This window comes from Bradyrhizobium sp. Tv2a-2 (assembly GCF_000472425.1).
Classification (GTDB): Bacteria; Pseudomonadota; Alphaproteobacteria; order Rhizobiales; family Xanthobacteraceae; genus Bradyrhizobium.
The window spans coordinates 160,948-172,964 of the sequence record NZ_AXAI01000011.1; the positions used below are offsets into that span (position 1 = coordinate 160,948).

General features: G+C 63.7%; 12 protein-coding genes and 1 pseudogene. 8 read left to right on the forward strand and 5 right to left on the reverse strand.

Translation table 11 applies throughout. The annotated features are described in order from the left end of the window. Positions 1–38 precede the first annotated feature (38 nt). Together A3AI_RS0123515 and A3AI_RS0123520 are read left to right on the forward strand one after the other, a co-directional pair. Positions 39–1,229 (forward strand): ATP-grasp domain-containing protein, encoded by a 1,191-nt coding sequence (locus tag A3AI_RS0123515; protein WP_024517937.1) that lies wholly within the window; start codon positions 39–41, stop codon positions 1,227–1,229. After that, positions 1,226–2,737, forward strand: a complete 1,512-nt coding sequence (locus tag A3AI_RS0123520) for a pyridoxal phosphate-dependent decarboxylase family protein (protein WP_024517938.1) — start codon at positions 1,226–1,228, stop codon at positions 2,735–2,737. The genes A3AI_RS0123515 and A3AI_RS0123520 overlap by 4 nt, the downstream gene beginning before the upstream one ends. Positions 2,738–2,839: 102 nt before the next feature. Here the strand turns inward: A3AI_RS0123520 and flbT are convergent, their stop codons facing one another. Then, positions 2,840–3,265, reverse strand: coding sequence for a flagellar biosynthesis repressor FlbT (gene flbT, locus A3AI_RS0123525; protein WP_024517939.1), 426 nt, complete (start codon positions 3,263–3,265; stop codon positions 2,840–2,842). 352 nt (positions 3,266–3,617) lie between these two features. Between flbT and A3AI_RS0123530 the strand changes: the two genes are divergently transcribed. The 3 genes from A3AI_RS0123530 (at position 3,618) to flaF (ending at position 7,485) form a co-directional block, all read left to right on the forward strand. Beyond that, a complete protein-coding gene (locus tag A3AI_RS0123530; RefSeq protein WP_024517940.1) occupies positions 3,618–5,171 on the forward strand; it encodes a flagellin N-terminal helical domain-containing protein in 1,554 nt (517 codons plus the stop codon). 185 nt (positions 5,172–5,356) lie between these two features. Continuing rightward, the gene (locus A3AI_RS0123535) at positions 5,357–6,883 is read left to right on the forward strand and encodes a flagellin N-terminal helical domain-containing protein (protein ID WP_024517941.1); all 1,527 of its coding nucleotides are present in this window, start codon (positions 5,357–5,359) and stop codon (positions 6,881–6,883) included. Between the two features lie 233 nt (positions 6,884–7,116). Beyond that, positions 7,117–7,485, forward strand: coding sequence for a flagellar biosynthesis regulator FlaF (flaF, locus tag A3AI_RS0123540; RefSeq protein ID WP_024517942.1), 369 nt, complete (start codon positions 7,117–7,119; stop codon positions 7,483–7,485). Positions 7,486–7,494: 9 nt separating this feature from the next. Here the strand turns inward: flaF and A3AI_RS0123545 are convergent, their stop codons facing one another. The 4 genes from A3AI_RS0123545 to A3AI_RS0123560 all read right to left on the reverse strand — a co-directional run bounded on the left by A3AI_RS0123545 (position 7,495) and on the right by A3AI_RS0123560 (position 10,122). Further along, on the reverse strand, positions 7,495–7,863 hold the full coding sequence (locus A3AI_RS0123545; protein WP_024517943.1) for a hypothetical protein: 369 nt from the start codon (positions 7,861–7,863) through the stop codon (positions 7,495–7,497). 197 nt (positions 7,864–8,060) lie between these two features. After that, positions 8,061–8,549 carry a hypothetical protein gene (locus A3AI_RS0123550; protein ID WP_024517944.1) on the reverse strand — a complete coding sequence of 163 codons (489 nt, stop codon included), beginning with the start codon at positions 8,547–8,549 and terminating at the stop codon, positions 8,061–8,063. 17 nt (positions 8,550–8,566) lie between these two features. Beyond that, the gene (gene flgJ, locus A3AI_RS0123555) at positions 8,567–8,998 is read right to left on the reverse strand and encodes a flagellar assembly peptidoglycan hydrolase FlgJ (RefSeq protein ID WP_024517945.1); all 432 of its coding nucleotides are present in this window, start codon (positions 8,996–8,998) and stop codon (positions 8,567–8,569) included. Further along, a complete protein-coding gene (locus tag A3AI_RS0123560) occupies positions 8,998–10,122 on the reverse strand; it encodes a flagellar basal body P-ring protein FlgI (protein ID WP_024517946.1) in 1,125 nt (374 codons plus the stop codon). The genes flgJ and A3AI_RS0123560 overlap by 1 nt, the downstream gene beginning before the upstream one ends. A gap of 266 nt (positions 10,123–10,388) precedes the next feature. Between A3AI_RS0123560 and A3AI_RS0123565 the strand changes: the two genes are divergently transcribed. The 3 genes and pseudogenes from A3AI_RS0123565 to dksA all read left to right on the forward strand — a co-directional run bounded on the left by A3AI_RS0123565 (position 10,389) and on the right by dksA (position 11,987). Continuing rightward, the gene (locus tag A3AI_RS0123565; RefSeq protein WP_024517947.1) at positions 10,389–10,808 is read left to right on the forward strand and encodes a flagellar assembly protein FliX; all 420 of its coding nucleotides are present in this window, start codon (positions 10,389–10,391) and stop codon (positions 10,806–10,808) included. Positions 10,809–11,070: 262 nt separating this feature from the next. Further along, positions 11,071–11,387, forward strand: a pseudogene (locus A3AI_RS49380) (NAD(P)-dependent oxidoreductase); the annotation flags it as partial. 189 nt (positions 11,388–11,576) lie between these two features. Beyond that, positions 11,577–11,987: an RNA polymerase-binding protein DksA gene (gene dksA, locus A3AI_RS0123570; RefSeq protein WP_024517948.1), complete on the forward strand. Its 411-nt coding sequence runs from the start codon at positions 11,577–11,579 to the stop codon at positions 11,985–11,987. Positions 11,988–12,017 lie beyond the last annotated feature (30 nt).

A 12,017-nucleotide genomic window follows, 5' to 3' on the forward strand; every position in this document is an offset into this window, starting at 1 on the left:
CCGATGCTGCGCGTCACGGCTGCGCCGATCGCATTGGCATTGCCAAGCTTGCCAAGCTCGCTTTCGACGGCAAGGACATCCGCTCGATCTGGCGGGGGCTGATGGCAAAGTTGCTGGACGGTACCGGCGATGCAGGCGAGGGGATCGATCTGTCGCTGCTTGCGCAGCTGCTCGGCGACAAGCCGGCGGGGCTTGCGATCCAGCACGAGGTCCTGCTCAGGCATCAATTGTTCCGCGCGCCCTGCGCATCGAAATCGCCGCATCTGCGCGTGCTCGCGCTCGCGGGTGCGACCGACATGGGCAGCAACACGCCGATCGAGTTCCTGCTCGAGGACTCCGGCATCGAGCTGATGGTGCTCTATGTGATTCCGGAGGCCGAGCTGCCGGTGCCGCTGCCGGATCATGACATTGCAATCGTGATTGCATCCGACTCCGAGGATTGCCGCGAAGCATTGCGAAAGATCGATGCAGTCGCGGCACGCTGGCCGCGGCCGTTGCTCAACCCGCCGGAGCGCGTCGGCAATCTCGACCGCGACAAGCTGCACCGGCTGCTGACCGGGATCGAGGGCCTCGTCATTCCCGCAACCGTCGATGCGGACCGCGCGCAATTGCTGAACGCCGCGCAGTCGCCCGCCGCGCTTGGCAGCCTTGCGCCGGAGCTCGCCTTTCCCCTGATCATCAGGCCGCGCGGATCGCATGCCGGCGTCGGCCTTGCCAAGGTCGACGATGGCGCGGCGCTGAAGCTGTATCTCGAGGGCCGCGAGGAGCAGGCCTTCTTCATCTCCCGGTTCGTCGACTATGCGAGCGAGGACAAGCAGTTCCGCAAATACCGCGTCGTCTTCGTCGACGGGCATCCCTATGCCTGCCACATGGCGATCGCGGACCGCTGGGACATCTGGTATCTCAACGCGGGGATGTCGGCGAGCGTCGCCAAGCGCCTGGAGGAGGAGACCTTCATGCGCACCTTCGACATCGGCTTCGGCCGTCGCCATCAATCGGCGCTTTCGGACGTGGCCAAGCATGTCGGCCTCGACTACTTCATCATCGACTGCGCAGAGACCAGCGACGGATCGCTTCTGATCTTCGAGGCCGACAATACCGCTGTCGTGCACAACATGGATCCGCCCGCCGTCTTCCCCTACAAGCCGCAGCAGATGCGCAAGATCTTCGCGGCTTTTTCCGCGATGCTGGAGCGGCGGGTCGCAGTGGAACGGGAGCGCGCCGCATGACCAGGCTATTGAGGGAAACGCCGCTTCGCGCCGAGGCGAGCGAGACGCTCGACCCGCAGAACTGGGACGAGCTGCGCGCGCTAGGTCATCGCATGCTCGATGACATGATCGATTACATCGCCTCCGTCCGCGACCGCCCGGTGTGGCAGCCGATTCCGGACCGGGTGCGCGCGCGCTTTCGCGAGCAGCTGCCGCGCGAGGCGTCGGATCTCGGCGAGGTCTATCGCACTTTCGCCGATTTCGTCGCTCCTTACGCGACCGGAAATGTGCATCCGGGCTTCATGGGCTGGGTCCATGGCGGCGGCTCCGCCGTCGGCATGCTGGCGGAGATGCTGGCGGCCGGGCTCAACGCCAATCTCGGCGGCCGCGATCACGTTCCGATCGAGGTTGAGCGGCAGATCGTGCAATGGATGCGCGAGATGTTCGCTTTTCCCGATACTGCGAGCGGGATTTTTGTCACCGGCACATCGATGGCCAATCTCATGGCGGTGCTGGTGGCGCGGACCGCTGTGCTCGGCAAGCTGGCGCGGCAGCACGGCATTGGCAATGACGGCGCGCTGCTGACGGCCTACACGTCGAAGGCGGCGCATGGCTGCATCAGCAAGGCGATGGACATCGCCGGTTTCGGCAGCGACGCGCTGCGTTGCATCGGCGTCGATCAGGCGCATCGGATCGATGTGCGCGCTCTGCGCGACCAGATCGCCAGGGATCGCGAGATCGGCTTCAAGCCATTCCTGGTGGTCGGCTCCGCCGGCACCGTCGATATCGGGGCGATCGATGCGCTCGGGGAGCTTGCCGCGCTGTGCGCGGAGGAGAACATCTGGTTCCATGTCGACGGTGCCTTCGGCGCGCTCGGCATCCTTTCGCCGGCACTGGCGCCGCTGCTCGCCGGCATCGAGCGCGCCGATTCCATCGCGCTGGATTTTCACAAATGGGGGCAGGTGCCCTATGACGCCGGCTTTCTCATGGTCCGCGACGGCGAGCGTCATCGCGAGGCCTTTGCGGCACCCGCAGCCTATTTGCGGCGGGAGACCAGAGGGCTTGCGGCCGGATCGCCCTGGCCCTGCGACATGGGTCCGGATCTGTCGCGCGGCTTCCGTGCACTGAAGACCTGGTTCACGCTGAAGACTTACGGCACCGACAAGCTCGGGGCGATCATTACAAGGAGCTGTGCGCTCGCCGGATATCTGGAGGCGCGCATTCTGGCCGAGCCGCGGCTCGAACTGCTCGCGCCGGTCAATCTCAACATCGTCTGCTTTCGCTACGCTTGCGAGGACGCCGACAAGGTGAACGGCCAGATCGTCGTCGACATTCAGGAATCGGGCATCGCGGCGCCGTCGACCACGGTTATCGACGGCCGGCTGGCGATCCGTGCCGCCATTGTCAACCATCGTACCGACGTCTGCGACATCGACGCGATGATCGCGGCGGTGCTGGAATTTGGCGCGCAGCGCTCGAGTCGTCGCGACAGGCTGCCGGACATCGAGGCGCCGCCGCTGGCGCTCTGAGGACACCGCTCAGCTTCAAACGCGCAGGCGCGACCCGCGTGCACCGACGTTTGATCGGTCGCACGCGGGTCGTCGTCTTGCTGTCGAATGCAACGGGGTAGTTTAGGCGGCCGAGGAGACGCCCGGCTTGTTGGCGTTCATCGCCTGGATCTGGTCGAGCAGCTCCCGTTCGTAAGCGATGAGCTTCCTGGCCTGCTTCAGTGCCAGGTAAAGCTCCCCGCTCAGGATGTGGTTGTTGATGCCCTCGATGATCGGCCATGCGTTCGGCACTGCGGTGACGAAGTCGCGCAGCAGGTTGAAATAGGTGCCGTGATTGTTCTGCTCCGGCGAAATGTACATCAGCTGCACCGCCAGATAGATCAGCTTGGCCGGCGTATCGGCGATCTCCGGCGTCAGGATGTCCTTCTCGCGCAGGATCGGCACGTTGTCGCCGTCGATCAGGAACCGGGCACGCTGATCGGTGTTGGTGATGACGCAGGAGCCGATGATGATTCGCTCGTGCGGCTTGAGTTCGACCTTCAGAGCCATATTGTCCTCCGTTGCCGCTTCTAACGCCGGCGATCAACCACTGCGAAACAAGAGCGGTGACCCATAATGCGCCGGCGCGCGACGGTGCTCTGCCCCCGGGCGTTATCCTTTACGATCATGGTTAACGACCGGTAAACGTCGCGGGTCCTCGCACCGATTATCCTGCAATAGCAAAGGCATTTATGCGCGGTCCGGCCGCGTCGCTGCGTAGTCGGGGAGATAGCCGGGCCGTCTTCGGCGGCTGCAATCACCTCCGCTTCACCCTTTGTTAGCCAGTTCGATTCACCTTCCGCGGGTGCCCGATCAGGAAGATCGGGTCAGTATCGAGTTCACACCAGAAAGGTATGAAACAATGTCGTCTATCGTTCTTTCCGCCTCCGTCCGTCAGAACCTGCTCTCGCTGCAGTCGACCGCTACGCTGCTCGCCACCACCCAGAACGACCTCGCCACCGGCAACAAGGTCAACTCCGCTCTCGACAACCCGACCAACTACTTCACCGCACAGTCGCTGAACAACCGTTCCAGCGATATCAGCAACCTGCTCGACAGCATCGGCAACGGCGTTCAGGTGCTGCAGGCCGCCAACACCGGCATCACATCGCTGCAGAGCCTCGTCGACAGCGCCAAGTCGATCGCCAACCAGGTGCTGCAGAGCCCGGTCGGCTACTCCACCAAATCCAACGTCACCTCGGCCACGGTGACTGGCGCGACCTCGACCAACCTGTTGAACTTCGCGCAGGGCCAGCTCACCGGCGCCGCCGTCAAGAACGACAATACCGGCACTGCTGCGGCGATCACCGGTTCGACGCTGCTGTCGGGCACCGCGGGCACCGGCTCGAACGACCTCGCCACCGGGCTCACCACCGCCGACTCACTGGTCGTCAACGGCGTCACCTTCGGCTTCGTGGCCGGCACCTCCAGCTCCGGCACCTCGATCGGCATCGGCGATACCGTGGCGCATCTGTTGTCCACGGTCGATGCCGCGGCCGGCGTCACCTCCAGCATCTCCGGGGGGGCCATCACGTTCTCGGCTGCGGGCAGCACGAGCGGCGTGACCATCGGCGGCAGTGCGGCCGCTCTGACCGACCTCGGCTTTACGGCAACCGGCAACGGGCTCGAGGGCGAGACGCTCAGCATCGCTGCGACTGGCGGCGGTACCGCGACCGCGATCACCTTCGGCGTGCTGTCAGGGCAGGTCGCGACGCTGAACCAGCTCAACACGGCGCTGGCAGCGAACAACCTGCAAGCCACCGTCGATTCGAGCGGTCACATCAACATCTCGACCACGAACGATGCCGCGTCCTCCACCATCGGCGCGATCACCGGCACCGCGACCGCCGCTAGCCAGGCGTTCAACGGCCTGACCGCAGCGGCATCCGTTGCCGATCCGAACTCGCAGTCGCAGCGCGCAGGCCTGGTGGCGCAGTACAACAACGTGCTGTCGCAGATCAACTCGACCGCGCAGGATGCCTCCTTCAACGGCGTCAACCTGCTGAACGGCGACACGCTGAAGCTCGTGTTCGACGAGACCGGCAAGTCGACGCTGAGCATCACCGGCGTGACGTTCAACACCACAGGCCTTGGCCTGTCGACGCTGACCGCGGGCACCGACTTCCTCGACAACAGCTCAGCCAACAGCGTTCTGACCACGTTGAACACTGCCTCGACCACGCTGCGGTCGGAAGCTTCGACACTGGGTTCGAACCTCTCGATCGTGCAGATCCGTGAGGACTTCAACAAGAACCTGATCAACGTGCTGCAGACCGGTTCGTCGAACCTGACACTCGCCGACACCAACGAGCTCGCGGCCGACAGCCAGGCGCTGTCGACCCGCCAGTCCATCGCGGTCCAGGCGCTGTCGCTCGCCAACCAGTCGCAGGCAAGCGTGCTGCAGCTGCTGCGCTGATACGGAACGGAACGAAAGACGACGCGCGAACGGCGGGGGCAACCCCGCCGTTTTCGTTTTTGGCCACCTTTCTTGATGCTCAAGCGCGGTAGGGAGCCGTTAACCGAACAATTTAAACAGCCATTAACCATAATTTAAGCGTGTCTTCCTAGAAATAGGCCACCTAACTAGGAAGGCTAAACACAATGTCCGGTATCGTTCTTTCGGCATCGGTTCGTCAGAACCTGCTTGCGTTGCAATCGACGGCTTCGCTCCTTGCGAAGACCCAAAATGATTTGGCCACCGGCAACAAGGTCAATTCGGCGCTCGACAATCCAACCGAATATTTCACGGCGGCGTCGCTCAACAACCGAGCCGGCGACATCTCGAACCTGCTCGACGGTATCAGTAACGGCGTGCAGGTGCTGCAGGCGGCCAACACCGGCCTGACCTCGCTGCAGCAATTGGTTGACAACGCCAAGTCGATCGCCAACCAGGTGTTGCAGACGACGACGGGTTACGACACCAAGTCCAACGTCACCACGACCCCGCTGACCGGCGCGACCTCGACTAACCTGCTGGGCGCGGCGACGCTGCCAATCACGGGCAGCACGGTCAACACCGACAACGCGACCCCGGGCGCGATCACCGGTACGACCTTGCTCTCGGGCACGGGCAGCTCGACATCGAATGACCTCGCCAGCGGCATCACCACCGGCGACACCCTGGTGGTCAACGGCACGACCTTTACGTTCACGACCGGCACCTCCAGCTCCGGCACCTCGATCGGCATCGGCGATACCGTGTCGCACATGCTTGCTGCGATCGACAGCGTTTCCGGTGCTTCCGCCACCATCTCCAACGGCGCAATCACGCTCACGCCTTCGCCCGCAGGACTCACGCTATCAGGCACTGCCTTGGCCAAGCTTGGACTTCCTCTCGAAGGTGACGGTCTTGTCAACCAGACCCTGACGATCCAGCCGACGGGCGGCGGCACGACCACCAACCTGACCTTCGGCTTCGGCAACGGTCAGATCTCGACACTCAACCAGCTCAACGCAGCGCTGGCGCCCAACAATCTGCAAGCCAGCATCAGCCCGACCGGCGCGATCACCCTGCAAACCACCAACGCTTCGGCGTCCTCGACGATCGCCACGATCACCAGTTCGTCGGCAGCGTTCACCGGTCTGACGGCAGGTGCGCCAGTGGCTGATCCGGACGCGCAGGCGACCCGCGCCAGCCTGGTCAACCAGTACAACAACCTGCTTGCGCAGATTAACACCACCGCGCAGGATTCCTCGTTCAACGGCATCAATCTCCTGAACGGTGATACGCTGAACCTGGTGTTCAACGAGACCGGGCGCTCCACGCTGAGCATCCAGGGCGTCATCTTCAACGACGCCGGCATTGGGCTTTCGCAGCTGAGCGTCGGCACCGACTTCCTCGACAGCAATTCGGCCACCAAGGTGCTCAACACGCTCAATGCCGCGAGCGATACGCTGCGCGCGGAATCCTCGGCGCTGGGCTCGAATCTTTCGATCGTGCAGATCCGCCAGGACTTCAACAAGAATCTGGTCAACGTGCTGCAGACCGGCGCTTCGAACCTGATCCTTGCGGATACGAACGAGGAAGCCGCCAACAGCCAGGCGCTCTCGACTCGCCAATCGATCGCGGTCAACGCACTCGCGCTCGCCAACCAGTCGCAGGCCAGCGTGCTGCAGCTGCTGCGCTAAGCCAACGGCAAGCAAAACGGCAAAGCGGCGGAGCGAGAGCTCCGCCGCTTTTTTCGTTTGGCGTTATCATCGCTGCATCGCGCCGCGTCGATCGTTACAACGAGCATCGACTTGTTTTCAGTCCGGTGGGTACATCTACGGGAGAGCGCGCTAACCATATTTTAAAGGCAACCTCATACAAAAACGTGGCAATCCTCCACGTAGCGTCATTAGCGTAAGTACAGAGGTTCTGGATGTCGTCTCATGCTGCTCAAGCCTACGCACGCACCTCGCAAGCGACGGCTTCACCGAGAGAGATAGAAGCGCAGGCGCTCTTGAAGGCGGCAAGGCAGTTGCAGGAAGTACAGGCCAACTGGAAGGGCGCGGACAAGAACCTCTACAACGCCCTCTTGTTCAATCGTCGGTTGTGGTCGATCTTCATGACCGCGGCCGAGGACAACGGCAATCAGAACACGCTCGAGGTCCGTCAGAACATCGCCAATATCGGCCTGTTCGTGCTGAAGCAGACCATCGAGATCCAGATGGATCCGGATCCCAAGAAGCTCAAGTCGCTGATCGACATCAACTGCAACATCGCCGCCGGCCTGTCCGGTCGCGCCTGACGACGCCGGTCAGGCGTTGCGGTCGGTCGAAGTGGAGTGGGGCTGGTCGGCCTTGGCGAGATCGAGCGCGTGAAAATAGGCCCGGCGCCGCAGCGTGGCGTCGTCTGGGAATTGCTCCATGACCTGACCGGTCCAGCTCTTGACGACCTGGAACACCAGCGTCGCCGCGTCACGATCGAAATAGGCCTGGCGGCTCAGGTCGCTGCCGTTCAGGCTTGAGGGATCGTTGCGAACGGGCGCGCTCGCATCAGCCGGCGTTACGCTCTGGCTGGCCGGCAGGTCGGTCGCCACGCCGTTGCTTGCCGCCTGGGTCTGCGGTGCAATGGCGGGCGCTGGAGCCGGTACCCCGACCGGCCTGATGCTGAAATCCGTACTCATGGCAGCCTCCTGGTGCCGCGTACCCCTCTACGAAACCAAATTCCCATCCATTCCCAAGGGCAATATTGCTCTTGAGGTTTAAATGTCTTGTTAGGGAATATGGTGAACGCGCAGCTTGGCGGACCGCGAGGATTTAAGGTGAATTGTCGGTAAAGCCGCGCAGCCGCCCCCCGAGGGGCGGCCCCAAAGCCGATGCGCTACAGCGAGCGGCTGATCGACAGCGGCCGCAGATGGCGCGCGGTCGGCGTGGCGCGGCGTCCCTGGGCGGTATAGGTGCTCGGGATATTGCGGCGCTGCATCTCGGCATTGACCCCGCGCACGACGTTCTCCGACACCGCATGCGCGGTCGCCAGCACCGTGAGATTGACCTGCAGCATGGCGCGGAAGGTGTCGTGATGGCGGTGCAGCGCGGTGAGCAGCTCCGGCTCCGCGCGCGACAGGAATTTCTGGCTCGCTTTCAGGCTGCCGACCGTCTTGACATAGCGGCGGGACAATTCCGCCTTCTTCTGCTCGAAGCTCATCGCCTGGCGCAATTGCCCGGCGCGCACGAGCTCGGTCTCGCTCTCGACCACTGAGAGCAGCGTGCTCATCACCTCCATCAGCTCTTCGGCGAGCTTGCGCGCTTCCTCGGGGCTCGTCGCCGCGACATAAGGTGAGGGTGTGTCCTTGCGCACCTGTGCGTTCATCCCGTGTACTCCTTGGTTTACTGGCTTGTACTCTTGCTCGCATTGTTCGTCGTAGCTGCGCTCGCAGGATCTCCGCTTGCAGTCCTGGCCTGCTGCATGATCAACGTGCGGTAGACTTCGTTGGCGATGCCGACGCCGCCGGCTTTCGCAAAGGACCTGGAATATTGCTCGGTCAGCATCGAGCGCCACACGCCGGTGCCGACGGTGTCGCCGAACGGGCCTTCGCCCTTCAGCCCGCTGGTCATCTGCGAGAACATCGAGTTCAGGAACATGGCCTCGAAGTCGGTCGCCGTCGCTTTTGCCTTGGCCTGCGCCCGCGGCGGGACCTGCTGTAGCGCGGCCGCGAAATCGAGGTCGGGCCGGCCATTGATGGCGGTGGGGACGAAGTTACCGCTTTTGCCCGCGTAGGCAGAGGCGGCGGCCGATGAGGCGATGGTGCTGATCTGCATCACATCACCTCGATGTCGGCCTGGATCGCGCCTGCAGCCTTGATTGCCTGCAGGATGCCGATCAGATCGCGCGGCCCGATCCCGAGCCCGTTGAGCCCGTCGACCAGCTGCTGCAGCGACACGCCGTCCTTGACGACGGCGAATTTCTTGCCGTCCTCGGAGACGCCGACGCTGGTGCGCGGCGTCACCACGGTACGGCCGCGCGAGAACGAATTGGGCTGGCTGACCTGCGGTGACTCCGAGATCGTCACCGTGAGATTGCCTTGCGCGACCGCAACCGTGTTCACGCGGACGTCGCGGCCCATCACGATGATGCCGCTGCGCTCGTCGATGACGATCTTGGCGGCCTGATCCGGGTCGACCTGCAACTGCTCGATCTCGGTCAGGAAGGCAACCACGTTGCCCTTGAACTCCGGCGGGATTGTCAGCTGCACGGTGGAGGGATCGATCGGCTCGGCGCATTTGACGCCGAGGAAATCGTTCACGGCAGCTGCGATGCGCTTTGCCGTGGTGAAATCGGCGTTGCGCAGCGCGAGCCGTACATTGGGCAGGCGATTGAGCGCGAACTCGATCTCGCGCTCGATGATGGCGCCGTTGGCGATGCGCCCGACGGTCGGCACGCCCTGAGTGATCTTTGCGGCCTGGCCTTCCGCCTGGAAGCCGGTGATGGCGAGCGAGCCCTGCGCCACCGCATAGACGTTGCCGTCGGCGCCGAGCAGCGGCGTGACGAGGAGGGTGCCGCCTTGCAGGTTCTTCGCATCGCCCAGCGCCGAGACGGTGACGTCCATGCGCGTGCCTTGCGTGGCAAAGGGCGGCAGGTTGCCGGTCACCATGACGGCGGCGACGTTACCGGTGCGGATGGTGGCGCCGCGAATGTTGACGCCCATGCGCTCGAGCATCGCCTGCAGCGATTGCTTGGTGAAGGGGATATTGTTCAAGGTGTCGCCGGTGCCGTTGAGGCCGACGACGAGGCCGTAGCCGATCAACTGGTTCTGCCGCACACCCTCGATATTGGCGAGGTCCTTGATCCGCGAGGTCGCGGAGGCGGAGACGACGGATGTTAGCAACGCCAATGAGGCGGCGCAGGCCACCATCAGGAATCGTGACAGACGGACGCTTCGCATCCTCATGCTCCCCTGGAACGCGATTTCATGGACAGCTCCGCCACTCCCATGACTTTGCGGTCCGGCCTTATCCATGCGAGCGGCGTGCCACGCCTCTTTTCGATGGTTAAATAATTGTTTTTATTGATGCATTGTCGTGGTCGTCCGTGTCGGACGAGGCGCGCCATGTAGTGCGAAAGTGCCGCCCCGGCAGATTTTGCCGAGCCGTTTACGCCCCATTAACCATAACGGGCGAAGCTGCGCGCACACCTTGGCGGGGGCTGAACATGCGGATCTATGGACCGAACGGCACGACGCTGGGCACGCCCGCGTCGGCCGTGCGCAGGACTTCTGGTGGCGGCTTTGCGCTGCCGGAGGACGAACCCGCAACCACGCAGGAGACGCGCGGGGCGGTCGCGCCGCGCGCTGCGGCGAACATCGACGCGTTGCTCGCGCTGCAGGGCATCGAGGAAGACCCGGCCGAGCGGCGCAAGCGCTCGGTGCAGCGGGGCAAGGGCGCGCTCGACGTGCTCGACGATCTCAAGCTCCGCCTGCTCGCCGGCACCATCGACCAGCCCACCGTGAGCCGCCTGCGCGCTGCGGCCGCGAGCCTGAAATCCTTGTCCGGCGATCCCCACCTCGATGCCGTGCTGTCCGAGATCGAACTGCGTGTCGAGGTCGAACTGGCCAAGGCCGGGCAGCACTGAGCTCTCTCTGACGTCTGCATGACAGCGGAGTAGGGGCATGGCAGCCCAGCCGCAGCCCACATGAGCGAAGCGACATGCGGGAACTTCCCACGCGTCAGTTGCTCCGGATGTGGTTCCGCTCATCCGGGGCAGGCGCCCGGCGGCGGGGCGTGTCAGCGGAGTACCGGCGTCCCCCACGCCGCTTTTGCCGGTTGCCGGCGCTTCGTAGCGGCGTTGGGCGGCGAGCACGTCCTTCATATCCCACTCGGCAGTCGCGCAGGGGATTGTCGGTGGCGCCGGTTCGCTGGAGGTGGCGCCAGGGGTCAGGCTGGTGACGACGCCGAACTTCCCGGCGCAGGACAAGGCCGAGGCCGGGGGGCGTTCCTCGATCGCCTGAGGCAGGAGAGGGAGCTGAACTGGACCTTGCTGTCGCCCTCGGCGCTGATCGACTTCGGGAACCGGACCGGCTAGTTCCGCCTCGGAACGGACCGGCTGCCGGTCGATTCGGCCGGCAAGAGCTGGACCTCGTTTGCGGTCGCGATGGCCGACGAAATCGAGCGTCCCGCCCATATCCGCAGGCGCTTTACCGTCGGCTATTAACCGCTGAGTGCGATTCCCGCCCCGCAGGCGATAGATTTGTCTGTGCAAGGGCTTGGCTAACGGGTAGGGCTGGCCACTGGAATATTGTCTGTCACAGGACGCCGCTATATAAGGCCCCGCGCGAGCGGAACTTCCGCCTCGCGTGGCGCCGCAAGGGCGCGGCACCTTCAGGTGAAAGATGGGCTGGCCTTGGAAAAGCTGAAGAACTACAGACCTTCCGAAAAAGAGCCTTTTATGAACGAGCGGCAGCGCGACTATTTTCGTGCCAAGCTTTTGTCCTGGAAGGACGAGATCCTCAGGGAATCGAAGCTGACGTTGCAAGCCTTGCAAGAGGAAAACGTCAATCATCCCGATCTCGCCGACCGTGCGTCCTCCGAAACTGACCGTGCCATCGAACTGCGTGCCCGCGACCGCCAGCGCAAGCTGATCTCCAAGATCGACGCCGCGCTCCAGCGAATCGAGGACAACACGTACGGCTATTGCGAGGAGACCGGCGAGCCGATCTCGCTGAAGCGGCTGGAAGCCCGCCCGATCGCGACGCTGTCGGTGGAAGCGCAGGAGCGCCACGAGAAGCGCGAAAAGGTCTATCGGGACGAGTAGGGCGCTGGTGATTGCGTCTACCCGCGGCTC

What these genes read in the sequence shown, in the direction of transcription:
- A3AI_RS0123520 (WP_024517938.1), top strand. Translation starts at nt 1,226, where the DNA reads ATGACCAGGCTATTGAGGGAAACGCCGCTTCGCGCCGAGGCGAGCGAG.
- flbT (WP_024517939.1), bottom strand. Translation starts at nt 3,265, where the DNA reads ATGGCTCTGAAGGTCGAACTCAAGCCGCACGAGCGAATCATCATCGGC.
- A3AI_RS0123530 (WP_024517940.1), top strand. Translation starts at nt 3,618, where the DNA reads ATGTCGTCTATCGTTCTTTCCGCCTCCGTCCGTCAGAACCTGCTCTCG.
- A3AI_RS0123535 (WP_024517941.1), top strand. Translation starts at nt 5,357, where the DNA reads ATGTCCGGTATCGTTCTTTCGGCATCGGTTCGTCAGAACCTGCTTGCG.
- flaF (WP_024517942.1), top strand. Translation starts at nt 7,117, where the DNA reads ATGTCGTCTCATGCTGCTCAAGCCTACGCACGCACCTCGCAAGCGACG.
- A3AI_RS0123545 (WP_024517943.1), bottom strand. Translation starts at nt 7,863, where the DNA reads ATGAGTACGGATTTCAGCATCAGGCCGGTCGGGGTACCGGCTCCAGCG.
- A3AI_RS0123550 (WP_024517944.1), bottom strand. Translation starts at nt 8,549, where the DNA reads ATGAACGCACAGGTGCGCAAGGACACACCCTCACCTTATGTCGCGGCG.
- flgJ (WP_024517945.1), bottom strand. Translation starts at nt 8,998, where the DNA reads ATGCAGATCAGCACCATCGCCTCATCGGCCGCCGCCTCTGCCTACGCG.
- A3AI_RS0123560 (WP_024517946.1), bottom strand. Translation starts at nt 10,122, where the DNA reads ATGCGAAGCGTCCGTCTGTCACGATTCCTGATGGTGGCCTGCGCCGCC.
- A3AI_RS0123565 (WP_024517947.1), top strand. Translation starts at nt 10,389, where the DNA reads ATGCGGATCTATGGACCGAACGGCACGACGCTGGGCACGCCCGCGTCG.